The 26,550-nt window shown below is 67.5% G+C and carries 18 protein-coding genes; 14 read left to right on the top strand and 4 right to left on the bottom strand.

Annotated elements, in window-relative coordinates; all coding sequences use genetic code 11:
• The first annotated feature begins 7 nt into the window (after positions 1-7).
• From BLS42_RS08620 to BLS42_RS08585, 8 genes are all read left to right on the top strand, one after another.
• A complete protein-coding gene (locus tag BLS42_RS08620) occupies positions 8-487 on the top strand; it encodes a cupin domain-containing protein (RefSeq protein WP_090579450.1) in 480 nt (159 codons plus the stop codon).
• Positions 484-1,374: an acyl-CoA thioesterase gene (locus tag BLS42_RS08615; RefSeq protein WP_256336345.1), complete on the top strand. Its 891-nt coding sequence runs from the start codon at positions 484-486 to the stop codon at positions 1,372-1,374. Before BLS42_RS08620 ends, BLS42_RS08615 begins: the two co-directional genes overlap by 4 nt.
• Positions 1,375-1,427: 53 nt before the next feature.
• Complete coding sequence (locus BLS42_RS08610) at positions 1,428-3,119, top strand: AMP-binding protein (RefSeq protein ID WP_090579447.1); 1,692 nt, start codon at positions 1,428-1,430, stop codon at positions 3,117-3,119.
• An 11-nt stretch (positions 3,120-3,130) separates the two neighbouring features.
• Positions 3,131-5,524, top strand: a complete 2,394-nt coding sequence (locus tag BLS42_RS08605; protein WP_090579444.1) for a bifunctional salicylyl-CoA 5-hydroxylase/oxidoreductase — start codon at positions 3,131-3,133, stop codon at positions 5,522-5,524.
• 104 nt (positions 5,525-5,628) lie between these two features.
• Positions 5,629-5,979: a hypothetical protein gene (locus tag BLS42_RS08600; RefSeq protein WP_256336344.1), complete on the top strand. Its 351-nt coding sequence runs from the start codon at positions 5,629-5,631 to the stop codon at positions 5,977-5,979.
• A gap of 96 nt (positions 5,980-6,075) precedes the next feature.
• Positions 6,076-8,817 carry a PEP/pyruvate-binding domain-containing protein gene (locus BLS42_RS08595; protein ID WP_176803279.1) on the top strand — a complete coding sequence of 914 codons (2,742 nt, stop codon included), beginning with the start codon at positions 6,076-6,078 and terminating at the stop codon, positions 8,815-8,817.
• A 26-nt stretch (positions 8,818-8,843) separates the two neighbouring features.
• Positions 8,844-9,797 carry an alpha/beta fold hydrolase gene (locus BLS42_RS08590; RefSeq protein WP_176803278.1) on the top strand — a complete coding sequence of 318 codons (954 nt, stop codon included), beginning with the start codon at positions 8,844-8,846 and terminating at the stop codon, positions 9,795-9,797.
• 148 nt (positions 9,798-9,945) lie between these two features.
• Positions 9,946-10,149 carry a cold-shock protein gene (locus tag BLS42_RS08585; RefSeq protein WP_009357211.1) on the top strand — a complete coding sequence of 68 codons (204 nt, stop codon included), beginning with the start codon at positions 9,946-9,948 and terminating at the stop codon, positions 10,147-10,149.
• Between the two features lie 141 nt (positions 10,150-10,290).
• On the opposite strand, the gene BLS42_RS08580 is transcribed toward BLS42_RS08585, so the two are convergent.
• Entirely contained in the window at positions 10,291-12,267 is a 1,977-nt protein-coding gene (locus tag BLS42_RS08580) for an APC family permease (RefSeq protein WP_090579435.1), read from the bottom strand.
• Between the two features lie 186 nt (positions 12,268-12,453).
• Here BLS42_RS08580 and BLS42_RS08575 point away from each other — a divergent pair, with 186 nt between their 5' ends.
• The 3 genes from BLS42_RS08575 to BLS42_RS08565 are packed head-to-tail and all read left to right on the top strand — an operon-like array spanning position 12,454 to position 17,721.
• Positions 12,454-15,165 (top strand): DUF4118 domain-containing protein, encoded by a 2,712-nt coding sequence (locus BLS42_RS08575; protein ID WP_090579432.1) that lies wholly within the window; start codon positions 12,454-12,456, stop codon positions 15,163-15,165.
• Entirely contained in the window at positions 15,162-15,836 is a 675-nt protein-coding gene (locus tag BLS42_RS08570; protein WP_090579429.1) for a response regulator, read from the top strand. The genes BLS42_RS08575 and BLS42_RS08570 overlap by 4 nt, the downstream gene beginning before the upstream one ends.
• Positions 15,837-15,888: 52 nt before the next feature.
• The gene (locus BLS42_RS08565; protein WP_176803277.1) at positions 15,889-17,721 is read left to right on the top strand and encodes a sensor domain-containing diguanylate cyclase; all 1,833 of its coding nucleotides are present in this window, start codon (positions 15,889-15,891) and stop codon (positions 17,719-17,721) included.
• A gap of 14 nt (positions 17,722-17,735) precedes the next feature.
• On the opposite strand, the gene BLS42_RS08560 is transcribed toward BLS42_RS08565, so the two are convergent.
• A complete protein-coding gene (locus tag BLS42_RS08560) occupies positions 17,736-18,869 on the bottom strand; it encodes an acyl-CoA dehydrogenase family protein (protein WP_090579421.1) in 1,134 nt (377 codons plus the stop codon).
• A 304-nt stretch (positions 18,870-19,173) separates the two neighbouring features.
• Between BLS42_RS08560 and BLS42_RS08555 the strand changes: the two genes are divergently transcribed.
• Together BLS42_RS08555 and BLS42_RS08550 are read left to right on the top strand one after the other, a co-directional pair.
• Positions 19,174-20,910 (top strand): AMP-binding protein, encoded by a 1,737-nt coding sequence (locus BLS42_RS08555; protein ID WP_090579418.1) that lies wholly within the window; start codon positions 19,174-19,176, stop codon positions 20,908-20,910.
• A gap of 2 nt (positions 20,911-20,912) precedes the next feature.
• A complete protein-coding gene (locus BLS42_RS08550; protein ID WP_090579415.1) occupies positions 20,913-21,416 on the top strand; it encodes a MarR family winged helix-turn-helix transcriptional regulator in 504 nt (167 codons plus the stop codon).
• A gap of 77 nt (positions 21,417-21,493) precedes the next feature.
• On the opposite strand, the gene BLS42_RS08545 is transcribed toward BLS42_RS08550, so the two are convergent.
• Positions 21,494-21,718, bottom strand: a complete 225-nt coding sequence (locus tag BLS42_RS08545) for a hypothetical protein (RefSeq protein WP_256336343.1) — start codon at positions 21,716-21,718, stop codon at positions 21,494-21,496.
• On the bottom strand, positions 21,715-23,154 hold the full coding sequence (locus BLS42_RS08540) for a glycosyltransferase family 2 protein (protein WP_256336342.1): 1,440 nt from the start codon (positions 23,152-23,154) through the stop codon (positions 21,715-21,717). The genes BLS42_RS08545 and BLS42_RS08540 overlap by 4 nt, the downstream gene beginning before the upstream one ends.
• A gap of 187 nt (positions 23,155-23,341) precedes the next feature.
• On the opposite strand from BLS42_RS08540, the gene BLS42_RS08535 reads away from it, so the two are divergent.
• On the top strand, positions 23,342-26,521 hold the full coding sequence (locus BLS42_RS08535; RefSeq protein ID WP_090579413.1) for a bifunctional cytochrome P450/NADPH--P450 reductase: 3,180 nt from the start codon (positions 23,342-23,344) through the stop codon (positions 26,519-26,521).
• Positions 26,522-26,550: the final 29 nt, after the last annotated feature.

Below are 26,550 nucleotides of genomic sequence, written 5' to 3'. Positions count from 1 at the left end.
GAGCATCATGAGCGAAACCACCACCAACCTCGCCGAGGCCGGGAACTCCATCTACGCGAACGCCGCCGGCGCTGTTGTGCCCGTCGTTACCCGCGCTGGTGAAGAGGACACGAACACCGCCCAGTCGGGTGACTGCATCCGCGTCTCCGGTGTGTCCATCCAGCACACGCCCGCAACGAAGATCTGGTTCGGCCAAGTGTCCAACACGCCCGGCTACCGCTCACTGCCGCACCATCACGGCGAGGCGGAGACCGGCGGCTATGTGCTCCGCGGCCACGGCCGCATCTACTTTGGCGAGAACTACTCCGAATTCCTGGACATGAAGACCGGCGACTGGGTGTTCGTGCCGCCGTACATGCCCCACGTCGAGGCAAACATGTCCGTCACCGAGGACCTGGTGTGGCTGACGGCCCGCACTCCGGAAAACCTGGTGATCAACCTCCCTGACGTCAAGGACGAAATCCTCGCAGACTACCGGCGCGCATGAGTTCCATGAACAGGGAATCCGCCATCTTCGAAGCCGGCACATCGGAGACGTTCCTTAAAGCCATCGAGCTGACTCCCGTGGAAGCGCAGGTCCATGACCTGGCCTTCGAGGCAGTGACTGGATACGTCCCGTGGCCCAAGTCCTACGGCGGCGACATGGTGGCCCAGTCCGCGGCCGCCATGATGCGTTCGGTGGACTCGGACCGAACGCTGCATTCCATGCACAGCTACTTCATGCGGCCAGTAGATATCGGCGCCGCCGTGCGCTACGAAGTGGAGATCCTGCGCGACGGGCGCGGCTACTCCACCCGCAGCGTCCGCGGCCACCAGAACGGCAAGACAGTTTTTGCCGCGATGGGCTCCTTCCACGTGCCGGAAACCGGGCCCGACTTCCAGTCGGCCATGCCGGCCACCGTGGACCCCGAGTCGCTGCGCAGCGCCGCGCAGGTGCTCGACGGCGTCCCCGGCCCGGCCGCCGAGTACTGGTCGCACGGACGCAGCTTCGACATGCGCCACATCCCGAGTCCTCTCTACCTTCATGTGGAAGGTGAGGCCGCCCCGGCGCAGGCGATCTGGGTCAAGGACTTCGACCGCCTGCCCGAGGACGCGGACGTGCACCGAACGGCCCTGGCGTACGTATGCGACTACACGATTCTGGAACCGCTGCTGCGTGTGAACGGGCTTAGCTGGTCCTCACCCGGACTCTCCACGGCCAGCCTGGATCACTCGATCTGGTTCCACCGCGATGTCCGCGCCGACGAGTGGATGCTCTACGCACAAGAAGCAATTTCCGGCCAGCACAACCGCGGCCTGGCCATGGGCAGGTTCTTCTCCCGCGATGGACTGCTGTTGGCCACCGTCGCCCAGGAAGGCATGGTCCGCGCCTGAACCGGCGCACCAGTTTTCCCTGTCCAATCGCATCGCAACCGAAAGGAACGGCCATGACATTGACGACATCGGCCCATGCGGACACCTTTACCCGCGACCATCTTCCGCCGGCCGAGTCCTGGCCCACAATCGAATTCACCCTGCCGGAACTGCAGTACCCAGACCGGTTGAACGCTGCCACCGTGTTGATCGACGACGCCGTCGCCCAGTTCGGTGCCGGCCGGCCCGCCCTGCACACGCCCGATGGGGACATCTGGACGTACGGTGACCTGCTCCGGCACGCCAACCAGGTGGCCCAGGTGTTGACCGATGACTTCGGCGTGGTTCCCGGGAACCGGGTTCTGCTCCGCGGCCCCAACAACCCCTGGATTGTCGCGGCCTGGCTGGGCGTGCTGAAGGCCGGCGCCGTCGTCGTCACCACCATGCCGATGCTGCGCCCCGCCGAGATCTCCACGCTGATCGGCCTCACCAAGCCGACCGTCGCCATCTCGGACCACCGTTTTGTCGAGGACATGCGCACCGCCGCCGGAGAAACGCTGCCGGTCATGACATACGGCGCGGACGACGGCGCGGACCTTACCGCACGCTGTGCCGCCAAAAGCGGATCCTTCGCCAACGTTGCGACGGCCGCCGACGACGTCGCCCTTTTGGGACCGACGTCCGGTACCACCGGCACGCCCAAAGTGACCATGCACTTCCACCGAGACATCCTGGCCAACGCTGACACCTTCGCCCGGCACCTCCTGAAGCCCACCCCGGACGATGTCTTTGCCGGCTCACCGCCGCTGGCGTTCACGTTCGGGCTCGGCGGTCTGGTCGTGTTCCCGCTGCGGTTTGGCGCCTCCGCGCTGCTCACGGAACGGGGCACGCCGCTGGAGCTCGCAGAGGCAGCCGCCGCCGCGAACGCCTCCATCCTGTTCACCGCACCCACCGCCTACCGGGTGATCCTGAAGGCGGGGCGCGGCGACCTGCTCAGCCGGCTGCGCATCGCGGTCTCCGCGGGGGAACACCTGCCGAAGGAGACCTGGCAGCACATTTACGACGAAACCGGGATCAAACTAGTCAACGGCATCGGCGCCACAGAAATGCTGCACGTGTTCATTTCGGCGGCGGGCGACGACATCCGCCCCGGCGCTACCGGCGTGGCGGTGCCCGGCTACCGTGCCATCATCCTGGATGCCGACGGCGCCGAAGCGGCGCCCAACGAAGCCGGCAGGCTGGCCGTAATCGGCCCGACCGGCTGCCGCTACCTCGACGACCCGCGCCAGGCCAACTACGTCCACGACGGCTGGAACGTCACCGGCGACACGTTCCTGCGGGACGACGAGGGCTACTTCGTCTACCAGGCACGCTCCGACAACATGATCGTGTCCTCCGGCTACAACATTGGCGCCCCGGAAGTGGAAGCCGCCATCAACGAACACCCCGATGTGGTGGAGAACGCCGTCGTAGCCCGCCCGGATGAGGAACGCGGTTCAGTGGTCTGCGCGTTCGTCGTCCTGACTGACGGCGTCGCCGGCGACGCGGCCAAGCGCAAGGAAATCCAGGACTTCGTCAAGGCGAGAATTGCGCCCCACAAGTACCCCCGCGACGTGCGGTTCGTGACCGATCTTCCGCGCAATCCCAGCGGCAAACTCCAGCATTACCGGCTCCGCGAAGCCATCGCCCGCGAGCATGCCTGCGGCGCCCCCGCGGCGGATGATGCGATGCCCGCCCGCATCAACGCCACCACGAACTCCCGATAGGACCAAAAACCATGAAGATCGCAATTGTTGGCGGCGGCCCCGGCGGCTTGTACTTCGCCGCATTGATGAAGCAGCTGGACCCCTCCCACCAAATCACGCTGTGGGAGCGCAACGCCGCCAGCGACACGTTCGGCTTCGGTGTCGTCTTCTCCGACGAGACCCTTGGCGGCATCGGCAATGCCGACCCCGTTGTGGCCGACTACATGAGCCAACGCTTCGCGCGCTGGAGCGACATCGACATCCACTTCAAGGACCAGATGAACACGATCGGCGGGCAGGGCTTCGCCGCAATGGGACGCAAGGAACTGCTGGAACTGCTGCAGCGCCGCACCCTGGAACTGGGCGTGGACGTCCGCTTCAGCACCATGGCACCGCGCGTGGAGGTGCTGGAAGCCAACTACGATCTTGTGCTGGCCGCAGACGGCGTCAACTCCCAGATCCGCGCCAACTACGCCGACACGTTCAAGCCGACCTTGGACGTGCGCGGCAACAAGTACATGTGGCTGGGCACCGACAAGGTGTTTGAGGCGTTCAAGTTCTTCGTCAAGGAGACCGAGTGGGGCGTCATGCAGATCCACGGCTACCCGTACTCCGACGAAGGCTCCACGTTCATCGCCGAAATGTCTGAGGACGTCTGGCGCGCGGCCGGCTTCGACGAGACCGCCAACGAAGTCTTCGCTCCCGGTGTGTCCGATGAAAAGGCGGTGTCGAAAATCAGCGCCATCTTTGCGGATGAGCTCGGCGGCCACCAGGTGCTGACCAACAATTCAAAGTGGCTGAACTTCACAACCGTGCGCAACGAAAACTGGCGCGCCGGCAACGTCGTACTGCTCGGCGACGCGGCCCACACGGCCCACTTCTCAATCGGTTCAGGTACCAAGCTGGCAATGGAGGACGCCTTGGCGCTGGCCGCCGCCCTGCATGAGCACGCCAGTGTGGTTCAGGCGCTGGCAGCGTACGAGGCCGAGCGGCGTCCGGTGGTCGAATCCACCCAACGCGCCGCCCAGGCCTCGCTGGAATGGTTTGAGAACATCGGCCACTACAACGACCAGGACCCGGTTCAGTTCTGCTTTAATCTGCTCACCCGCAGCCGTCGCATCACCTATGACAACCTCAAGCTGCGCGACCCCGGATTTGCCGGGCACGTGGACGCGAACTTCGCCGCCTCCCAGGGCCTGGCCCAGGTGGCTCCGGCCATGTTCCAGCCGTACCGGATCGGCGCGCTGGAGCTGAAAAACAGGATTGTCGTCTCACCGATGGACATGTATTCGGCGGTCGACGGCGTCCCAGGGAACTTCCACCTCGTCCACCTAGGCAGCAAGGCCATGGGCGGGGCCGGGCTGGTCATGACGGAAATGGTGTGCGTCTCCGCCGAGGGCCGCATCACCCCCGGCTGCAGCGGTTTGTACACCGACGCCCAGCGTGAAAGCTGGACGGAAATCGTGGACTTCGTCCACACCCAGTCCACCGCGAAGATCGGCGCCCAGATTGGCCACTCCGGGCGCAAGGGCTCCACCAAGCTCATGTGGGAGGGCATCGACGAACCTCTGGCCGAAGGCAACTGGGACGTCACCAGCCCGTCCGCCGTCCCGTACGGCCACCGCAATCAGGTCCCGCGGGAAATCACCCGGGCCGAAATGGACGACGTCTGCGAACACTTCGTCGCGGCCGCCCGCCGCGCCGACGCGGCCGGCTTCGACCTCCTTGAAGTGCACGCCGCCCACGGCTACCTGCTCTCCGCGTTCCTTTCGCCGCTGGCCAACAAGCGCGCCGACGAATACGGCGGCAGCCTGGAGAACCGGCTGCGGTATCCGCTGGAGGTGTTCGACGCCGTCCGCGCCGTCTGGCCCGCCCACAAGCCGCTGACAGTGCGCATCTCCGCCACGGACTGGTGCGACGGCGGCAACACGGTGGATGACGCCGTGGAGATCGCCCGCGCCTTCGTGAATCACGGCGCCGCGGGCATTGACGTTTCCAGCGGCCAGGTCGCCAAGGAGGAGAAGCCTGCCTACGGGCGCAGCTACCAGACCCCGTTCGCGGACAGGATCCGCCAGGAGGTGGCCGCCCCCGCCGGGGTGGCTGTGATAGCCGTTGGCGCCATCTCCTCCTACGACGACGTCAACTCGATCCTGCTGGCAGGCCGCGCGGACCTGTGCGCTGTGGGCCGTTCGCACCTGTACGACCCCCACTGGACGCTGCACGCCGCCGCCGAACAGGGCTTCGTGGGCGACTCCGCCGCGTGGGCGTTGCCGTTCCGGGCCGGCAGCCGGAAACCGCCGAGCGCCCGGACCGACGCCGTTCGCCCGCGCCTGTCCCTGCTCAAGGAACCGGAGATCGACGGCGCGCCCGTGCACTTGCGCTGGACACCGTCCGCTGCCCCGGAAGCCCGCATCCTGGCCCCCTAGACGTACCGTCCGGGGGCGTTTCGGCGGCGACCGCGCTGGTTCGCGTGGCCGCCGCCGCACGCCCCTCGCGCCCGCCCTTGCACGGGCAAGGACGAGGGTCTAGCGTGAAGCGCATCAGCATCCGCCGCCGTCGAGGAGCCGTCATGGCCAGGTTTGTGCAGATCATCGAATTTCAGACGTCCCGCATCGAGGAAATTGAAGAACTCGGCCGGCCCTCGAGGACGGAGGGAACCACTGCCCCGACTTTCCGCCGCATCATGGCCACCGGAGACCGCGACCGGCCCGGCACCTACCTCACGATCGTGGAATTCGACTCCTACGAGTCGGCCATGGAGAACTCCAACCGGCCCGAGACCTCCGAATTCGCCGCGAAGATGGCCGCCCTGTGCGACGGCCCGCCGGTCTTCCGCAACCTGGATGTCATGTGGGAAGACACCGGCGAGGCCGACCAGTAGGTCTGCAGCCTCGCTCGGCCGGACGGCCGCTCCGCCGGACTCAGCGCCGGCGACCGGCCGTGGCTTGAAGACGCGGACAGGACGTGGGAGCAGGGAATGGGTTCTGCAGATGGCAGGGCACCAGACAGTCTCGTCGTGGATCTCGGCGAACTGGGTTCCGCTCCCGTGCCGCTTGTGGGCGGAAAGGCCCTGAACCTCGGCAAGCTCACGGCGGCCGGTTTCCCCGTACCCCGCGGATTCTGCCTCACCACCGTCGCCTACCGAAAGGCTGCCCCTGCGGCACTGGACGCCTTGGCGTCCGGCCTGGACGTCGCAGAATCAGAAGGGGGCTCCGCCGACCTCGATTTGGGCGAACTGGCGCGGCAGGCGCGGGAAATGATCGTGACCGCTCCGATTCCCGCCGACGTCGATGCCGCCGTCCGCACCGCGTATGCGGCGCTCGGCAGCAGGGACATGGTGGCCGTCAGGTCCTCCGCCACCGCCGAGGACCTGCCGTTCGCGAGCTTCGCCGGGCAGCAGGATTCCTTCCTCAACATCTCCGGAGCCGATGCCGTGGTCGAGTCGGTCCGCCGCTGCTGGGCCTCCCTCTGGACGGAACGTGCCGTGGCCTACCGCGCCGCCAACGGGATCAACCACCGCGAGGCGGGGCTCGCCGTCGTCGTCCAGGACCTCATCACCGCCACCAGCGCCGGCGTGCTGTTCACCGCCAACCCCGTTACTGGCACCCGCACTGAAACGGTCATCAATGCGAGCGCCGGACCGGGCCACCTGGTGGCCTCCGGCAGTGTAAACCCGGACCACTTCGTCGTGGAGACCGCCACGGGACGCATCCTGATGCGCTCTCCGGGGGCCGCCACAGCAGGGCGGCACCGGAGCCTGACGGACGCCCGGATCCGCGAACTCACGGCGCTGGGCGATACCGTCCAGCAGCTTTTCGGCGCACCCCAGGATATGGAATGGGTGGTCGACGCCGCGGGCAAGATCTGGGTCACCCAGTCGAGGCCCATCACCACGTTGTATCCGTTGCCGGACCCTGCCGCCGCCGAACCCCTTGGCACGGAGTCGGGGCCCTCGGCTGAAACCCGGGTGTACCTGTGCGGCTCCCTGCTCCAGGGCCTGACCCGGCCGCTCACCCCGATGGGGCTCTCAGTGCTCGGCTCCATGAGGAACCGAAAAGGACCGTGGCTGTACGTAAACCCGGGCCTGCGCATGTATGTGGACCTGACGTCCCTGATCCGGAATAAGTACGGCCGCCGCTACCTGCTGCGGATGCTCCCGCTGGCGGACGGAAGGACAGGCGCGGTCATTCCGGCGCTCCTGGATGATCCGAGGTTTGGCGTGCGCGAACGGCCGCCCCGGAGAGCCCGTCCAGCCGAGCCGGGAGCGCCGGCCCCGCGGACGCCGGGGACCGGAGGCTCTGCCGCGCGCACTGCGGATAGCATGGCCAACCTGGCTTTGATGGTCCGGCTGATCCCGCCAATGCTGCGGGCCGCGGTACGGCCGGGCGCCGAACTGCGCCGCGCCTTCGACTACGGAAATCGCCTCGAAGCCGAACTCGTCCTGCCGGAGCCGGCAACCACCTTTGGCAGGCTCGATCACGCCCAACGCATCCTGGAGAACACCGTGGACGGGCTGATCCAGGCGACGCTGCCCGGACCGTCCGTTGGCTACCTCATGCTGGCCGGTGCCCGGAGGCTGCTGCGCGGCATCGCGGAGCCCCGGGAACTCGAGGCCGTGTTGCGGGGACTGCCCAACAACGTCACCACCGAGATGGACCTTGAGCTCTGGCAACTGGCCGTCACCATCGGCGCGAATGCCGCGTCCCGCGAGGTGTTCGAGGCCCACGGACCGCGGGAACTGGCCGCCACATACGCGGCCGGCGCGCTTCCCGCGGTCGCGCAGACCGGCCTGCACGGCTTCCTGAACCGCTACGGCCACCGCGCCGTGGCGGAGATAGACCTTGGCATGCCGCGGTGGTCGGAAAAGCCGGACCATATCTTCGGCATGATCTCGAACTACCTCCACGTGGAGGACCCCGAGCAGGCCCCGGACCGGCAATTCGCCCGCGCGGAAGAACACGCCGAGGCCAGGATCCGCAGCCTGGTGGAACGGACCGGGGCCCGCAGCCGGCTCCGGGCCCGGCAGGTGGAGTTCTGCCTGCGCCGGACCCGGCAATTGTCCGGGCTGCGCGAACTGCCGAAGTTCTACATCATCCTCGCGCTCGCGGAGATGCGCCGCCAGCTCAAAGAGGTCGGTGCCGAACTGGCCCGGTCCGGTTCGATCGCCGTCGCCGAGGACGTGTATTTCCTGGAATTCGACGAGGTGCGTGTGGGTCTGCGGGGTGCGGACCTCAAAGGCCTCGTGGCGGACCGCCGCCGGCTCTACGACGTCGAATTGCGCCGGCGCCGGATCCCGCGGCTCCTGCTCTCCGACGGCACGGATGTGGAGGCCGCGGTAATGGCCAAGTCCCCCGCTTCCGATGCCCTGACCGGGACTCCGGCGTCGGCGGGTACCGCCACCGGAACGGTCCGGGTCATCCTGGACCCAGTGGGCGCCCACCTCGAGCCCGGGGAGATCCTCGTGGCACCCTCCACCGACCCCGGCTGGACGCCGCTGTTCATGACCGCCGGCGCCCTGGTCATGGAGATGGGCGGGGTGATCTCGCACGGGGCAGTCGTGGCCCGCGAATACGGGATTCCGGCCGTGGTGGGCGTGCCGGACGCGACCACCCGGCTGCGGACCGGCCAGAGGGTGACCGTAGACGGATCCGCCGGAACGGTGCGGCAAGTGGATGCCCCGCTCTCCCCCGCGACGGCCGCCGGCAGCCTGGCCGGCTGAGCAGATCAAGGGGCTATGTTAAGTTCATGGTGTCTGTCGGCCGCAACGCACAAGGCACCCCGTTCCCCGAGCCTGAGGGCTTCGGTTCGGGGCTGGTGGACGATGCCGCCCGCCGGGACGCCGCGCTGCCCGACTTCGACTGGGCCGTCCTTCCGGAAGGCGTGGTGAGCGGTGAGTTCGCGGTGCCCAGCGGCACCCTGGCGACCATCTCCGCCGGAGATCCCGGGAAACCGCGCGTCGTGCTCATCCCGGGCGCAACCGGCTCCAAGGAAGACTTCATCCTCATGCTGCCCGAGCTCGCGGCGGCCGGCTATTTCGTCCTCAGCTGCGACATCGCCGGGCAGTATGAATCCGCCCGGGCCGGGCCCGAGAACCTCGTTCCGCCCCGGCGCCGCTACGATTACGAGCTCTTCCGCGACGACCTCCTCGCCATGCTGGACGCCGAAGAAGGCGCGGTGCACGTCGTGGGGTACTCCTTCGCTGCGATCGTCGTCCAACTGGCCTTCGCCCAACGGCCAGAGAAGTTCCGCAGCCTGACCTTGATCAGTTGCCCGCCCGAGCCTGGGCAGAGTTTCCGCGGCCTGCGCCTGGCCGGCTGGTTCAGTCGCTGGGTCAACAGCAGGGTCGGCACCGCATTGATGATTTGGGGGATCCGCAGGAATGTTGCCCGTGTGGCGCCCAAACGGTTGCGGTTCGTGAAGAGCCGGTTCGCGTTCACGCGCCGCGCCTCGGTCATTGACATCATCAGCCTCATGAAACGCACACCGGATCTGCGGCGGGTCCTGGCCGCCTCGACGCTGCCGAAGCTTGTCGCGGTCGGCGAACACGACCTCTGGCCGCTGGCGTTGCACCGCGACTTCGCGCAGTCGATCGGGGCACGGATTGCGGTCTACCGCGGCGGCCACAGCCCCAGCGAGACCTCGCCCTACCAGATCAGCCGGGACCTGATTGCGCTCTTCGACGCCACCGTCTCGGCATGACGGAAGCAACCGGGCGAGACGAAGAGACCCCAATAAACCCTTGCACCGCGGCCCGTCGCACCGTACGTTGGGGACAGCGGACGAATGTCTCCGCAGCCGTTGGCCTTATGGCCGCCGGAGATCAGCAGCATTTCAGAAGGATAATGGCATGGCTACAGGCACAGTTAAATGGTTCAACGCCGAAAAGGGTTTTGGCTTCATTGCCCCGGATGACGGGTCGGCCGACGTTTTCGCCCACTACTCGGCAATCGCCACCAGCGGCTACCGCTCGCTGGACGAGAACCAGAAGGTTGAATTCGACGTCACGCAGGGCCCGAAGGGCCCGCAGGCTGAGAACATCCGCCCGCTCTAAGTACTCCGGAAAGGCCCCGGCCGCCTGGCCGGGACACTTCCCCGAAGACCACAACGCCCCTCCGGAGGATTCCTCCGGAGGGGCGTTTGTGTTCGCTGCCCCCTGTTGCCGGGGGCCGGGCCTGCTGCCGGGCCCTTGGTGTCAGCCGACGTGGACCCACGGACGCCGCGTGACGTCCGGTTCGGCCTCGCGCAACACTTCGCGTGTGACCGGGGCGATCTCGCCTTCGCCGAAAGCCAGGAACCGCATGAGGTTGGTGAACGGGTTTCCCTCCGTCCAGCGGAAGTAGATGTGCGGCATCAGACCCGTGACGTCGCGGATGTGCAGCAGCACAGAGGCGATCGTGTTCGGAATAACGGGCCCGTGGACCTCCAGGATCTGGTACCCGTGCCGGACCACCCCGCGGACCTCGAGCGCGGTCTCGAAGTCCGAGGAGTCGTCCACCACGACTTCGAGGAACAGTGCCTGGTAGTCCAAGGGCAGGTGGCTGACTTCGATCGCGGACGTGAGTTTGTCCCGGTACGCCTGGGCAGTTAGCCGCATCGGTTCGTGGGCGATGATCGCGATCGGCCCGGATTCATTGGCGGCCAGGAATTCCAGGGCCGGGGTGTCCATGCGCACATGCGTGGCATGCAGCTCGAAGGAGCGCCGGACCCGTGAGAGCAGGGAAATGACGATGATCCCGAGGATAAAGAACGCGGCGATCCGGATGCCTTCAGGCCGCTCGAAGATGTTGGCCACCGTGGTGTAAATGAACACGACGGCGATGATGCCGAACCCGATGGTGCGCTTGCGCTGCTGCCGGACACGCGCGGAAAACGTCACGGCAATCGCCGCCGACGTCATCAGGACCAAGACGCCGGTGGCGTAGGCGCCACCCTGGGCGTCGACGTCGGCGTCGAAGAGCCAGGTGATCAGGAACCCCACGAGCGTGAACACGAGCACCAGCGGCCTGACCGCTCGTGCCCACTCGGGAGCCATGCCGTAGCGGGGCAGATAACGGGGCACGAGGTTCAGGAGCCCGGCCATGGCGGAGGCGCCGGCAAACCACAGGATGGCAATGGTGCTCAGGTCGTAGACAGTACCGAAACCATTTCCCAGGTATTCGTGCGCGAGGTAAGCCAAGGCACGCCCGTTCGCCTGGCCGCCCGGCTGGAACTCCTGTGCCGGGATCAGCACCACCGTGGTGAAGCTCGTGGTGACGAGGAAGGCACTCATGATGAGGGCCGCCGTCGTCAGTAGGCGGCGCGCACCCTTGATCCGGCCCTCAGGGTTCTCCTCGGTGTCCGTGGCGTGACCGCGGATCTGCGGCATGACGGCGACGCCCGTCTCGAAGCCCGACAGGCCCAGGGCCAGCTTCGGGAAGACGAGCAGCGCGATGCCCACCACCATCAGCGGGCTCCCGTGCTGGGTGGTCAGGGCCAGCCACCAGTTGTCGACCGCCACAGGGTGCTGCAGGACCTCGATGATCGTTGTGATGACCACGATGACGTTCAGTCCGAGGTAAATGCCCACGAGGACCACCGCGACGCCGATCGCCTCCTTGAAGCCGCGCAGAAACACTGCGGAGAGCATGGCCAGCAGGACCAGCGTCACCGCGACGTTCTGGCCCTGCATCCAGGCGGGGGCGAAGGGGTTCTCGAGGGCGTGGGCTGTTGCGTCGGCGGCGGAGAGCGTCATGGTGATCATGAAGTCGGTGGCCGCGAACCCCAGCAGCACCAGGACCAGAAGTTTCCCGCCCCAGCGTGGGAGCAGCCGCTCAAGCATGGCGATGGATCCTTCACCGCGCGGGCTTTCGCCGGCCACACGGCGGTACACCGGCAGTGCGCCGAGCAAGGTCACGGCAACCAGGACCAGGGTGGCCAGCGGCGAAATCACGCCGGCGGCGAGCGCGGCAATGGCGGGCTGGTAGCCCAGCGTGGAGAAGTAGTCCACGCCGGTCAGGCACATCACTTGCCACCACGTGTGCTTTTTCAGGTGGCTGTCGCTCACGGCCCCGGGCCCCTGGTGGATTCCCTTGGCGTCTTGGAGGCCGAACAGCAGCCAGTTCCTGAAGTTCTCCCCGGCGCCGGGCCGCGGCGCGGAGGGGTCTGCCGGGGGCCGGCTGAGCGTGGTCATTATGTCCTTTCACACGACGCACCGCGCCGCTTCCGTCCGAGACGGTACCAGCCCCCGCAGCCGCTGCAACCGTTCGGCGAACAATCCTGATGGTTCCTTAACGCGGCCTCTTAACTCGGCTCTTGGGGCGCCCGTCCAAGTTGCCGTCGCGTCGCCGCCATCGCCTCCAGGTGACAGAATGACGACATGGCACGTGGAACGCTGCGGATCTTCCTGGGGGCCGCGCCCGGAGTGGGCAAGACCTACGAAATGCTGGAGGAAGCCCACCGCCTCGGTCAGGGCGGCGAGGACGTTGCCGTGGCGCTCGCGACGGACCACGGCCGCGCCGGAACACGTGCTCTCGTGGAGGGCCTGGAGGTCATCCCGCCCCGCCGCCTGAGGTACGGGGGTGCCGAGTACGAGGAAATGGACCTGGACGCGGTCCTGGCCCGGGCCCCCGCGACTGCGGTGGTGGACGAATACGCCCACTCCAACGTCCCGGACAGCCGCAACCAGAAGCGCTGGCAGGACGTCGACGAACTCCTCAGCGCCGGGATCAATGTCCTGTCCACGGTCAACATCCAGGATCTGGCGTCCCTCGGCGACGTCGTCAGCGCCGTCACCGACGTCCGGCAGGCAGAGACCGTACCCGATGACATCGTGCGCCGTGCCGACCAGATCGACCTGGTCGATATTCCGCCTGATCTGTTGCGGCAGCGGTTGAGCGAGGGCAAGATCTATGCCGCGGACAGGATCGATGCTGCCCTGTCGAACTATTTCCGGCTGGGCAACCTTGGCGCGCTCCGCGAGCTCACCCTGCTGTGGCTGGCCGACCGGGTGGACGAAGGGCTGGCGAAATACCGGGCCGAGAACGGGATCCAGGACAGCTGGCCTGCCCGCGAGCGCATCGTAGTGGGCCTAACCGGGGGGCCCGAGGGCGAGGCGCTCATCCGGCGTGGGGCACGCATCCTGACCCGCGTCAGCGGCGGAGATCTCCTGGCCGTCCATGTGCGCGCCGCCGATCGGGTCGCCTCGGAATCACCGCAGGCGCTCGAATATCAGCGGCGACTGACTCAGGACCTGGGCGGCAGCTACCACATCGTGGCAGGAGAAGACCCGGCGGCCGCCCTGCTGGACTTTGCCCGCAGTGTCAACGCCACCCAAATCGTGGTCGGCATCTCGCGGCACAAGAACCTCGCGGGCCTGCTGGGCGGTCTCCTGGGAGGCGGCGTCGGCACCCGGGTGGTCCGTGACTCCGGGGACATCGATGTCCACATGGTCTCGCACCCGCTCGGCGGCCGGGGCGCGGGGCGGCCCCGTCCCGGCGACCTTGGCCGGGCCCGGGTTGCGGTGGGCCTGATCCTGGCGGCGCTCTTGCCTGCGCTCCTGCAACTGCTGCTCGTCTTCGTGAATCCGGAGCACAGCGTTGCCACGGCCATGCTCGTCCAGCTCAGCGGCTCCGTGGCGGTCGCCCTGGTGGGCGGGCTGTGGCCCGCGGTCCTGGCGGCCCTGTGGAGCAGCCTGCTGGTGAACTACTTCTCCACGCCGCCGACCGGCAACCTGATCATCAGCGATCCGCAGAACTTCCTGGCGCTCTTCGTATTCCTGGGGGTGTCGTCGGCGGTAGCCGTGGTGGTGGACCTGTCCGCCCGCCGTTCGAAGGAGGCCGCCCGGGCCAGGGCCGAGGCCACCACCCTCAGTGATCTCACCCGCGGGGCGGCCGGCTCCGAGGACACCGTCCAGTCGCTGCTCGAGCAGGCCAGGACGGTCTTCCAGGTCCGCGGGGCGGCCCTCCTCAGCCAAATCCGCGAGGCGGATCTCTTCGACGACGGAACCTGGCAGCTCCTGGCGTCCGCCGGCGAGGTCCCAGCCGGCCCTGGCCACCAGGGCACCGTCCCGAAGGGCACGGTCCCGCAGGGCACGACAACCGGCGAAGGCACCGAGGGCGAGAACATCGAGGAGATCGACTCCACCACCCGGCTGGTCCTCTACGGACGGATCCTGCCGGCCAGTGACCGGCGGCTCCTCGCGGCATTCGGCGTGCATCTGGCCGCCCAGCTGGAGCGCCAGCAGCTCGCGGCCAGCCGGCGCGAAATGATGCGCCTTGCCGAGAGCAACACCATGCGCACCTCCATCCTCCGCGCGGTCTCGCACGATCTCCGGACGCCGCTGGCCGGGATCAAGCTCGCCGTCGGCGGCCTCCGGCAGACCGGTGTCCCCTACACCCCCCAGGAAGAGCAGGAGCTGCTGGCCACGATCGAGGAATGCTCCGACCGGCTCGACGTGCTGGTCGGCAACCTGCTGGACATGTCCCGCCTCACCTCCGACTCGGTCAGCCCCCGGCTCCATCCCCTCCGTTGGTACGAGGTCATCCCCGGCGCACTTCACGGCGTCCCGCCGGGCCGGGTGCGGGTGGAGCTTCCGGCCAACATGCCCGAGATCGATGCCGACCAGGGCATGCTGGAGCGCGTCGTCGCGAACATCGTCGAGAACGCGGTCAAGTACGCCCCGGATTCAGACATTGTGGTGGCGGGCGCCGCTGGCGGGCTCAGTCCGGCCGCGCTCGCAGGGCGGCCCGCGGGCGAGCTGCGCATCATCGACCATGGCCGGGGCATCCCGGCAGAGCGGGTCCTTGACATGTTCCGCCCGTTCCAGCGCCTCGACGACGCCACCCACACAACCGGCATCGGGCTGGGCTTGGCCGTGGCGAAGGGATTCACCGAGGCGATGGGCGGACGGCTCGCGGCGGAGCCGACGCCGGGCGGCGGCCTGACCATGGTGATCACGCTCCCGCTCTCCACCGGAGAGCCCTTCGAAGCCCGCCCGGGCGGAGCCCCGCCGGAGCCGCAATCGGCGCTGACCGGCCGCCGCCACCTGCCCGGGCCGTCGCCGTCGAATTCCAGGCAGGACACGCCATGACCGCCGTCTTGGTAGTCGACGACGATCCGCACCTGCTGCGGGCACTGCGCATCACCCTGCAGGCCCACGGCTACGAGGTCTCCACAGCCGCGGACGGCCGGTCGGCGCTGCTGAGGGCCAGGCAGGAGCCGCCGTCGGTGGTGATCCTGGATCTCGGGCTGCCGGATCTGGACGGCACGGAGGTGATCCGCGAACTGCGCGGCTGGAGCAGCGTCCCGGTCCTGGTGCTGTCCGCCCGCCACGGCTCCGAGGACAAAGTCCAGGCGCTCGACGCCGGCGCGGACGACTACATCACCAAACCGTTCGGCCTGGACGAGCTCCTGGCCCGGCTCCGCGCCCTGCTGCGCCGCAGCATCGAACCGGACCACGAAGCGGTAGTCCGCACGGAGAACTTCACTGTGGACCTGGGCAAGCGCAGGGTCATCCGGGATGGACAGGATGTCCGGCTGACCCCCACCGAGTGGAACATGCTTCAGGTGCTGGTCCGGAATCCGGAAAAGCTCATCACGCAGCAGCAGTTGCTCTCTGAGGTCTGGGGTCCGGCCTACGCCAAGGAGACCAACTACCTCCGGGTCTACATGGCCCAGCTGCGGCGCAAACTGGAGCCGGACACCGCCAACCCCCGCCACCTGCTCACCGAGGCCGGCATCGGCTACCGGTTCATGCCCTGATGGTTTTTCTCGACGGTTTCCGATGCCGCGGCCGGACATGGATACTGGGGCAATGACTAATCGCAGCCCGCTCAACAGGGACGATGCCGACCCGTCCCCGCTGCCTGAGATCCCAGCGCAACTGCGGGCCGTCCTCAACGGGATCCCGGCCCTTGTGGGCTATTGGGACACGGGACTGCGCAACCGCTTGGCCAATGACGCCTACTGCGAATGGTTCGGGTTCGGGCCCCAGCAGCTTCACGGCATGCATGCCCGGGATGTGCTCGGCGATGCCGTCTTCGAGGCCAACCGGCCGCACATCGAGGGGGCGCTCGCCGGAGAGCTGCAACAGTTTGACCGCACCCTGGTTGATACCGCGGGCCAGTCTCGCTTCACCGACGTCACCTACACTCCCGATAAACGGGACGGTGCGGTGCAGGGCTTCTTCGTCGTGGCCACGGACATCACCGAGCGGGTGCTGGCCGACCGGCGCCGGCAACGGGACATGGACCGGTACCGTGCCCTGGCGCGTAGCGTCCCCGGAGTCTTTGTGCTCCTCTTCGACGCCGAACTGCGCTACCTGATCGCCGAAGGCCAGGAGCTGGAGACCTTCGGCTACCGCAGGGAAGAGCTCGAGGGCCAGCGCATCCAGGACGTGCTCAAGGGAAATCTCGCCAGCGAGCTCGAGCCGCGCTACCGTGCGGCCCTGGCTGGCCGCGAGGTCTCCTGGAGCCGGCAGATCGGGGACCGCACCTACCGGCTGAATGCCGGGCCGGTTCATTCCGACGATGAGAGCGCGGCCGGCATGGTGGTGGCGGTTGACATCACCGAGCGCCTGCATCAACAAAAGGTTTGGCAGGCCCTGCACGAAATAGCGACCGAAGTCGCGCGCAACGCGGCCCCCGCAGACATTTCAGAGCGGGTCGCCGCGATTGTCCGCGATCTGTTCAACGTGGATTCCGCCGCCGTCGTCCGTTTCACGGGCGCGTCCTCGGCGGAAATCGTCGCCATGGCCCCGACGCTCCCGCCGACGCTGAGCCGGCGGCAGATCTTCGCCCCGACTGACGAGTCCGCCACCATCCGGGTGGCAGTGACCGGCAAGCCGGCCCTCGTGGTCTATCGGCCGGAGGGTGGACAGGCCGCAGAGGAGATGCGCGCCGGCGGCTTCCAGTCCGCGGCAGCGGCGCCGATCCGGGTCCGCGGCAGCCTGTGGGGTGCGGTGAGCCTGACCTCGAAATCGCGCACAGGGGTCACGGAAGCGATGATGGAGCGGCTGGCCCAGTTCGCGGAGCTCGTCGAGATCGCCATCGGCAACACGGAGGCATGGACCGATCTGGAGCAGCAGGCCACGACCGATGCCCTGAGCGGCTTGCCCAACCGGCGGGCCCTGGAACGGCACCTCGCCGAACAGGTCGCGCTGGCCAGGAGCCGCGGGACGAGCCTGAGTGCCGTCGTCCTGGATATCGATCACTTCAAGAGGGTCAACGACACCCATGGTCACTTGATGGGCGACGTCGTCCTGGCGGAGGTCGCAGCGAGGCTCCGGACGGTTGCCCGCGCCAAGGAGATCGTGGCCCGGTTCGGCGGCGAGGAGTTCGTGTGGCTGCTCCCGGAGACCGACGGCGCCGAGGCCCTGCGCGCGGCCGAACGTGCCCGCGAGGCCATCGCGTCCGAACCGTTCGGGGAAGTCGGATTCCTGACGGTCTCCGCCGGAGTCTGCGAGCAGGGCGACGCCGCGGCCGGTTCCCTCCTGGACTGCGCGGACCGGGCCCTGTACGAGGCCAAGAACGGCGGCCGCAACCGCACGTCCCGGTACGGCCACGCGAGCCCGGCCGGCCAGTCCGCCTCGGCCGGCCAGGCACGGAACGGCCAGGCGCGGGCCGGCTCGGACACGCGCGGAGCCTAGATCACGCGCGGAGCCTAGACGAAGGCGGACTTCCCCGTCACGGCCCGGGCCACGATCAGCGAGTTAATTTCGTAGCTGCCCTCATAGGTATAGAGGATTTCGGCGTCGCCAAAGAGCTTGCCCATCTCATAGTCGCTGCTGATGCCGTTGCCGCCCATGAGGGACCGGCCCATCGCCACCGAGGCACGCGCCAGCCGCGTGGTGGTCGCTTTGGCCATGGCGGCCTGGACCATCTCGAGCTTGCCGTCTTCCTGGATTCGCGCCAGCTGGGCCATCAGGGCCAGGGAGGCGGTCGCGTTGCCCAGGATCTCGGCGAGCTGCTGCTGGATGAGCTGAAAGCGGGCCAGTTCCTTGCCGAACTGGCGACGCTGCAGCGAATAGGCCCGTGCGACGTCGAACGCGGCCAGCTGGATGCCGGCGCCCTGCCAGCCCACCCAGGCCCGTGAGTCCCGCAGCAGCTCATTGGCCTTGGAAAAGTCGGTGGCGCCGGGCAGCAGGTTGGCCGCCGGGATACGGACCTCGTCGAGGACAATGTCGGCGTTCTGCATGATGCGCAGGCCGATCTTGTTGGCGATCTTCGTGGCGGTGTAGCCGGCACGGTCCGTCTCCACGATGAAGCCCTTAATGTGCTGGTCGGCTACGTCCCGGGCCCAAACGAGGGCGAAGTCCGCGATGGTGCCGGCGCCGATCCATCGCTTGGCGCCATTGAGGACCCACTCGTCGCCGTCCAGCCGCGCGGTGGTTTCCAGGCCACCGGCGATGTCCGAGCCGTGGTCCGGCTCGGTCAGGGCGAACGCTCCGAGCTGGGTGAACGCGGTGAGGCCAGGGAGCCAGCGTGCCTTCTGCTCCTCCGAGCCAAGCTCATCGATCATGCCGACGATCAGCTCGTTGTGGATGCCTACGAGCGCCGAGAGGGAGACATCGGCGCGGGCCACCTCGACGTACATGAGCCCCTTGAAGAGCTTGGATGTGCCGTCGGTTTGCAACCCGCCCAGACCGTATTTGCCGAGTTCCGCGAGCAGGTCGAAGGGAAACTCCTCGCGGTTCCAGTAGTCGATTGAGGCGGCCCTGATCCGGGACTGCAGGAATTCCCGGACCTCCTGGTAGCGGAGCTGTTCGTCCGGCGGCAGCAGGTCCACGATGTACATGAGGTCGGCGTCGGGAAACGGCGGCGACGGCGCCGCAGCAACGGCTGTGTTTGATTCCCTTGTGTTTACGGCTGGCGCCGGCTGTCCGCTGGCACGTCCTTGTGGCTGCACGGGCACGTATCCCTTCGTCATGCGCCACCTGCAGAGCAGCGCCGCTCTTCCAAACCCTTGGATGTCCTAGTATATTGCACAGTGACGGGGATCACTAGGCAGGCACCGCGCCGGGCCGGGGGGATCCCAGGCAACGGCGCTGTGCCACGGACCGCCTGGAACGGCAGCGCCAGAGTACTTCGAAAGGTGCACCATGACCGTGACTGAGGAATTCCGGGCCGCACGGGACCGGCTGCTGGCCCTGCGCGGGGACTACGAAGGCGCCCGCAGCGAATTCCAATGGCCGCGCTTCGAGGAATTCAACTTCGCACTGGACTGGTTCGACCAGCTCGCGGCAGACCCGGCCAAGGCGGACAAGCCGGCGCTGGTGATCGTCGAACAGGACGGGTCCGCGACTCGGCGCAGCTTCGCGGACCTTTCCCGGCGCTCGTCCCAGGTGGCCAACTGGCTGCGCGGGCAGGGCGTGCGGCGCGGGGACCGGATGATCATCATGCTCGGCAATCAGGTGGAGCTCTGGGAACTCATGTTGGCCGGCATCAAGCTGGGCATCGTCATGATCCCCACCACCACCCTCATGGGGCCCGCCGACCTCCAGGACCGGGTGGAGCGCGGCGGCGCGTCATGGGCCGCCGTCGGAAGTGCCAACATCGCCAAGTTCGCCGACGTCGCCGGTGACTACACGCTGATCGAAATCGGTGGGGGTCCCGCCAATCCCGCGGCCCTGGAAACTGCCCGGCAGTACGCAAACGCTTCAGCAGCCGGCGTGGACTTCACCCCGGACGCCCCCACCCTGGCCGACGAGACCCTCCTGCTCTACTTCACCTCCGGCACCACGTCCAAGGCCAAACTCGTGGAGCACACGCACACCTCCTACCCGGTGGGTCACCTGTCCACGATGTTCTGGATCGGGATGGAACCGGGCGACGTGCACCTCAACGTGGCCTCGCCGGGCTGGGCCAAGCACGCCTGGTCCAATGTGTTCACACCTTGGATCGCCGAGGCGTGCGTGTTCATCTACAACTACGAACGCTTCGACGCCAGGGCCCTCATGGAACAGATGGACCGCGAATCCGTGACCAGCTTCTGCGCCCCGCCCACGGTCTGGCGGATGCTGATCCAGGCCGACCTCACCCTGTTGAAGAACCCGCCCACGAAAGTGGTGTCCGCCGGCGAGCCGCTCAACGCCGAGGTGATCGACCAGGTCCACCGCGCCTGGGGCCAGACCATCCGGGACGGCTTCGGCCAGACCGAATCGACCGTTCAGATCGCGAACACCCCGGGCCAGCCGATCAAGATCGGCGCCATGGGCAAGCCGCTGCCTGGCTACGACGTCGTGCTCGTGGACCCCGCTACTGGTGAGGAGGCCGACGACGGCGAGCTCTGCCTGCGCCTCGACCCCCGCCCCGCGGGGCTCATGAAGGCGTACTACGGCGACCCGGATAAGACGGCGGAGGCTTTCCGCGACGGTTACTACCACACGGGGGACATGGCGAGCCGGGACGAGCGCGGCATCATCACGTATGTGGGCCGCGGCGACGACGTCTTCAAGTCCTCCGACTACCGGCTGTCCCCGTTCGAACTGGAGAGCGTGCTGATTGAGCACCCGGCGGTGGCGGAGGCGGCCGTCGTCCCCTCCCCCGACCCGCTCAAGCTGTCGGTGCCGAAGGCCTTTGTGGTTCTTGCGGCCGGCCACCAGCCGGGCCCGGAGCTGGCCGAGGACATCCTGCGGTACTGCCGGGAGCACCTGGCCCCGTTCAAGCGGATCCGACGGCTGGAGTTTGCCGAGCTCCCCAAAACGATCTCCGGCAAGATCCGGCGGGTGGAGCTGCGGCAGAGCGAGGAACTGCGCCACGGCGGCGGACCCGTTCCCGACGGCTTCGGCGTCGAGTACTCCGACTCCGATTTCCCCGGGCTCAAGGGTCAGGGCTGAACGTGGGAACACCGCTGCCGCGAGATCCGATCGCCGACGCCCGGCTGAACTGGGAGCGCCACGGCTGGTCCGACGTCGCCGCCCCGATGGCTGCGATCACCGCCATCATGCGGACCCAGCAGATTCTGCTGGGCCGGATCGAGGCCGTCCTTAGGCCGTTCGGACTCACGTTTGCCCGGTACGAGCTGCTGGCGTTGCTCAGCTTCGCCCGCAGCGGGGCGCTGCCTATGAATAAGGCGAGCGCGCTGCTGCAGGTCCACCCCACCTCGGTCACCAACGCCGTGGACCGGCTCCAGGACGCCGGGCTGGTGATCCGCTCGCCGCACCCCACGGACGGCCGCACCACCTTGATCGAGCTCACCCCCGACGGGCGGGCCCTGGCCAAACGGGCCACGGCCGTACTGAACTCCGAGGTCTTCGGCCAGTCGGGCTTCGGGGACCAGGACGTGGACCAGCTGATCCGGATCCTGGGCACGTTCCGCCAGAACGCCGGAGATTTCAGCTAAGCCCAACTGACTCGCACTTGGGGCCGTTATGGGCGCTGAAAACGGCCACAACTGCGAGTCAGTTGGGGAAGTGATCCTCAGCGGGGCGCGTCGGGGTGGATGCTCCGGGTTTCGCCGCGTTCATGCGGGGGCCGGAGCCAGCCGGGGCGGTGGACCTTTGGCAGCACCTTCGCGACCGCCAGGGCAGCGTACATGACGGTATTGATGGCAACAAACGTCGCGAGGATGGCGAACCACTCCGAGTCCAGGACTTGCTGCGGGAAGAGAATGCCCGTGGGGACGGGCACGCCGGTGAGACTCATGCGGACTCCTTGACGGCCTGGGCGGCGTTGGTGTGGGTGACGTGTTTCCAGTTCGCGGTCCGGCCCAGCGAAATGTCGATGATGCCCTTGATGTAGACGATGTTCAGGAACATGTCGAAGAAGAGTTCGGGGAAGAGGGTGAGGGCCAGGATCCTGGCCCGCCAGCCGCCCTTCCAGACTGTGCTGACGCGCTCGATCATGAACACCCCGCCAAGTCCGAGCCAGAACGGGAACCAGATCCACACGTCCAGTGAGAACACCATGAGGAAGATCAACAGCAGGTAGGCGCTGAGGGCAATCACGCCGTAGCCGATTCCGAGCTGCTGCACCCAGTAGCGCGTCGTCTGGGACGTGACCCCGTACGCGCCAATGTTCTCCAGCGCTCCCCGCTGCCACCGCAACCGCTGCGCCCACAGCGTGGACCAGGTGGGCATGAGTTCGGTGACCACGGTGCACGCCGTCGGGGAAATCATGAGGGCGCCAAGCGACTTGAGTGCGATGGTGAGTTCGTTGTCCTCGGTCAGCGCCGCGGTGTCATAGACGTCGCCCCGCGTGCCGGGAATCGACTTGCCCCGCTGCTCCGCGATGGTGCGCAGGGCGACGGGACGGAAGAGCGACGCGGTGCCGGTCAGCACGAAAACCCTCCCCCGCCGGCGCTTGATTTCCCGGCCGTAACGGAGGTACTCGTTGCGCTGGAACTGGCCGAGGACACCGTGGCCTTCCTCCCCGTAGAACAGGCCGCCCACCGCCATCAGGGCGCGGTCGTCCACGAAGCGGTTCACGGCCGCATCGAGGAAGCCGTCATCGAGCTGGGTGTCGGCGTCCATGACCATCACTATGTCGTTGGCACCGAGCGTGGGGAGGACTCGCTTGAGCACCTGGTTGAGGGCGCCAGCCTTCTTTTTCGTGTTGTCGACCGACTCATAGACCTCGACGCCGGCGTCGCGGGCGAGGTCCACGGTGCTGTCGGTGCAATTGTCCGCCACTACGATGATTCGATCGGGGCTGTGGGACTGCGCCCGCAGCGAGGCGATCGTAGAGGGCAGCGAGACTTCCTCGTTGTGGGCCGGGATGAGCACGGTGACGGTGACGGGCCCGGCATAGACTCCGCGCGTCGCTGCCATCACGATCTTCGGTGCCAGCGGAGCGATCCGCACGTTCGCAGACCGCCGCGACCGGGTGGTGATCCGGCGCTCCAGCAGGGCGACGCCGGCGGCCAGCAGCACGGCGAGCGCGACCGCCGCGCCCAGGATCCGGGCACCCGGAGCGTTCGTACTGTAGAGCACGTTCCACACTCCCAGGATGAAGCCGTGCGGCGGCCCGTCAGCTTGTGCGGGGCCGTCCGAGGCGACGGCGGCCCACAAGATCGCCGCCGCGGTGCCGGCGATCGCTGCGATAACCAGCCCTACTGTCCGGTGAAGTTGCCCTTTGCCCACCGGTCAGATGCTACCAGCGAACCATTGGCACCTCTTGTCACATGAGAATCACCCGTCCCGCCCTGATGGGCGGCTATTTTGCCCGGAATCTGACCGGAGTATCGTGGTTCGGAGCCGGACATTGCCGTCCGGCCAGGCAGCAATTAGTGCTCACAGAGCGTCAATTGGCGATCGCCTAGGAGGGGCCATGACTTCGCCCAGCGTCCCCATACCGCAGCCTCCCCCGAAGCCGGTGGTCGGCAACTTGCCCGACATCGACTCCAGCAAGGGAATCCTGGGAATAGTCGAGGTGGCAGAGCGGTACGGCCCCATTGTCCGCATCCAGTTCTTCAACCGCAGCATCATCGCCATCTCTTCCCAGCAGCTCGTCAACGAAGTCTGCGACGAGTCCCGTTTCGGCAAGGTGCTGGGCGTTTCCCTTCGGCAGGTGCGGGAATTCATCGGCGACGGATTGTTCACTGCAAGAACAGAAGAACTTAACTGGCAGAAGGCGCACCGGATCCTGATGCCGGCGTTCGGGCCAGCGGCGCTGACGCGGATGTTCAGCGGCATGGACGACATCGCCGAGCAGTTGCTCCTGAAATGGGAACGGCTCGGCCCGACGGCCCGGATCGACGTCCCGGACAACACCACCAGGCTGACCCTGGACACCATTGCCCTGTGCTCGTTCAGCTACCGTTTCAACAGCCTCTACCGGGAGGAGATGCATCCCTTCGTCGGGGCCATGGTCCGTGGTCTGGTCGAGTCCGGGGACCGGGCGCGCAGGCTCCCGGTCCAGAACAAGATCATGCTGCGCAAGCGCCACCAGCTCGAGGAAGACCATGCCCTGATGTTCGAGGTCGCCGACCAGATGATCAGCGACCGTCGGCGCAAACCCAGCCCGGCTGGCAGCGAGGACATCCTGGACACCATGCTCAACGCCGCGGACCCGGTGACCGGCGAGCGGTTGAGCGAGGAAAACGTCCGATACCAGATGGTCACGTTTCTGGTGGCCGGGCATGAGACCACCAGCGGCCTGCTGTCCTTTGCGCTCTACGAACTGCTGCGCCATCCGGCTGTCCTGGCCAAGGCTCGCGCCCAAGTGGACGAGGTCCTCGGCACCGAGAGCGCCCGGTTCGAGCACCTGCCCCGGCTGGGGTACCTGGACCAGATCCTCAAGGAGACGCTCCGGCTGTGGCCCACCGCCCCGGCGTTCAACGTCGCCCCGCACGAGGACACGACGCTTGGCGGCCAATACGAGGTCCCGGCAGGCCAGCCCATCATGGTCCTGATCCCGCAGCTGCACCGGGACAAGGCGGCCTGGGGCGAGGACGCCGGGACCTTCGATCCGGACCGGTTCTCACCTGTTCGGGCCGCGGAAATCCCTGCCAATGCCTGGAAGCCCTTCGGCAACGGGCAGCGCTCCTGCATCGGCCGGGGATTTGCCCTGCAGGAGGCCATGCTCTTCCTGGCCAAGCTCCTGCAGCGCTTCGAGGTCACGGCGGCGGACCCGGGCTATGAACTGCAGATCAAGCACACGCTGACGATGAAGCCAGAGGGGCTGTTCATCCACGTGCGCAGGCGGGACGTCGCGATCGCGGCCGGCCCGCAGGCCCCCGTCGAACATGCCTGGCAGGCCGAAGCGGCAGCGGCGGCCGCCGCACCCAACGGCGTCCCGATCCGTGTGCTCTACGGTTCCAATGCAGGCACGTCCAAGGACTTCGCCCAGCGCATCGCCAACGACGCCGGTCGGCGCGGCTACAGCCCCACCATCGGCCCGCTCGACGAAGCGGCCGGCGGGCTGCCGACGGAGGGGCTCGTCACAATCGTCACGTCCTCCTACGAGGGGCAGCCGCCGGACAACGCCCGGAAATTCGTGGCCTGGACCGAGGGCCTGCCGCCGGGCAGCCTCGCCGGAATGCGGTACACGGTCTTCGGCAACGGCAACAAGGACTGGGCGCGAACGTACCAGGAGGTGCCGAAGGCCATCGACGCCCGGCTCGAGGTTGCCGGCGCCACGCGGATCTACGCCCGGGGCGAAGCCAACGCCCGCGGCGACTTCTTCGGCGATTTTGACGAGTGGTACGCGGGATTCTGGCCCGCGGTGGACGCCGCCCTCGGGCAGAGGACCAGCCCGCCGACCGCGCAGCCCCAGCTTGAACTCCAGTTCGTCGGCAACGTCCGGGACCCGCTGCTGCGCCAGAACGGGCTGGCACTCGGCACCGTCGTCGCGAACCGGGAACTGGTCGATCTGGCCAAGCCCGGCGCCCGGTCCAAGCGGCATGTCGAGATCGCCCTACCCGAGGGGATGAGCTACCGGACAGGGGACTATCTGGCCGTGCTGCCGCTGAATCCCAGCGAACTCGTGCAGCGGGCCCTGGTCCGTTTCAACCTCGACTACGACTCGCACGTCCAGCTGAGTATGGAGCGGGGAGACACCTTCCTGCCCACGGGTGCGCCCGTAGCCGTGGGCGAACTGCTGAGCAGTTACGTGGAACTCGCGGTCCCCGCCACCCGTACCCAACTCGAGGACCTGGCTGATGTCGCGGCGGATCCTGAACATCGCCGGGAACTTGAGGCGCTGGCGGAGGACCGCGGGCGCCACTCGGCCGAGATCCTCGACAAGCGGGTCTCCCTCCTGGATCTGCTGGAGACGTATCCGTCATGCCAGCTGTCGTTCACTTCGTTCCTGCAACTGTTGACACAGCTGACCCCGCGGCGGTACTCCATCTCCTCGTCCCCGCTCTGGAGCCCCGACCACGCGACCCTGACCTTCGCCGTCATCCAGGCTCCGGCGTGGTCGGGCCGCGGCGTCTTCGAAGGCGCCTCTTCCACCTACCTCGCCCAGGCCAGGCCCGGGTCAAGGGTCGCGGTTACTGTCCGTCCCTCGAACGCGGCTTTCCACCCGCCTCCGTCCCTGGACGTCCCGCTCATCATGGTCTGTGCAGGGACCGGGCTGGCACCCTTCCGCGGATTCGTCCAGGACCGGGCGCTGCGGGCCGAGGCCGAGGATACGACGCCGGCGCCTGCCCTGCTGTTCTTCGGCTGCCGGGCCCCGGACACCGATTTCCTCTACCGCGCGGAACTTGCATCGTGGGCGGACCAGGCCAACCTCGATCTGCGGCCGGCCTTTTCCACCGCCCCCGAAGACGGCCTGAAGTATGTCCAGGATCGGCTTTGGGCAGACCGGGCCGACGTCGTCGAGCTGGTCCAGCAGGGCGCCACGGTCTACGTCTGCGGCGACGGCAAGCACATGGCGCCGCAGGTCCGGGACACGTGCGTCCTCATCTACCAGGAGGCGACGCACGCCTCCAAGGCGGAGGCCGAGGCGTGGATGGATGAAGTAGAACGCACCCACGGCAGGTACGTGGCCGACATCTTCACGTAATGCCACGGACCGGCGATTGACGCCGCCGC

Source organism: Arthrobacter sp. ov407 (genome assembly GCF_900102895.1).
Taxonomy (GTDB): Bacteria; Actinomycetota; Actinomycetes; order Actinomycetales; family Micrococcaceae; genus Arthrobacter.
Note: the sequence above shows the minus strand (reverse complement) of the source record. Positions and strands in the feature narration are given on the sequence as shown.

What these genes read in the sequence shown, in the direction of transcription:
- BLS42_RS08580 (WP_090579435.1), bottom strand. Translation starts at nt 12,267, where the DNA reads ATGACCACGCTCAGCCGGCCCCCGGCAGACCCCTCCGCGCCGCGGCCC.
- BLS42_RS08590 (WP_176803278.1), top strand. Translation starts at nt 8,844, where the DNA reads ATGGTGTCTGTCGGCCGCAACGCACAAGGCACCCCGTTCCCCGAGCCT.
- BLS42_RS08575 (WP_090579432.1), top strand. Translation starts at nt 12,454, where the DNA reads ATGGCACGTGGAACGCTGCGGATCTTCCTGGGGGCCGCGCCCGGAGTG.
- BLS42_RS08615 (WP_256336345.1), top strand. Translation starts at nt 484, where the DNA reads ATGAGTTCCATGAACAGGGAATCCGCCATCTTCGAAGCCGGCACATCG.
- BLS42_RS08585 (WP_009357211.1), top strand. Translation starts at nt 9,946, where the DNA reads ATGGCTACAGGCACAGTTAAATGGTTCAACGCCGAAAAGGGTTTTGGC.
- BLS42_RS08570 (WP_090579429.1), top strand. Translation starts at nt 15,162, where the DNA reads ATGACCGCCGTCTTGGTAGTCGACGACGATCCGCACCTGCTGCGGGCA.
- BLS42_RS08605 (WP_090579444.1), top strand. Translation starts at nt 3,131, where the DNA reads ATGAAGATCGCAATTGTTGGCGGCGGCCCCGGCGGCTTGTACTTCGCC.
- BLS42_RS08595 (WP_176803279.1), top strand. Translation starts at nt 6,076, where the DNA reads ATGGGTTCTGCAGATGGCAGGGCACCAGACAGTCTCGTCGTGGATCTC.
- BLS42_RS08555 (WP_090579418.1), top strand. Translation starts at nt 19,174, where the DNA reads ATGACCGTGACTGAGGAATTCCGGGCCGCACGGGACCGGCTGCTGGCC.
- BLS42_RS08610 (WP_090579447.1), top strand. Translation starts at nt 1,428, where the DNA reads ATGACATTGACGACATCGGCCCATGCGGACACCTTTACCCGCGACCAT.
- BLS42_RS08535 (WP_090579413.1), top strand. Translation starts at nt 23,342, where the DNA reads ATGACTTCGCCCAGCGTCCCCATACCGCAGCCTCCCCCGAAGCCGGTG.
- BLS42_RS08545 (WP_256336343.1), bottom strand. Translation starts at nt 21,718, where the DNA reads ATGAGTCTCACCGGCGTGCCCGTCCCCACGGGCATTCTCTTCCCGCAG.
- BLS42_RS08560 (WP_090579421.1), bottom strand. Translation starts at nt 18,869, where the DNA reads ATGTACATCGTGGACCTGCTGCCGCCGGACGAACAGCTCCGCTACCAG.
- BLS42_RS08620 (WP_090579450.1), top strand. Translation starts at nt 8, where the DNA reads ATGAGCGAAACCACCACCAACCTCGCCGAGGCCGGGAACTCCATCTAC.
- BLS42_RS08565 (WP_176803277.1), top strand. Translation starts at nt 15,889, where the DNA reads ATGACTAATCGCAGCCCGCTCAACAGGGACGATGCCGACCCGTCCCCG.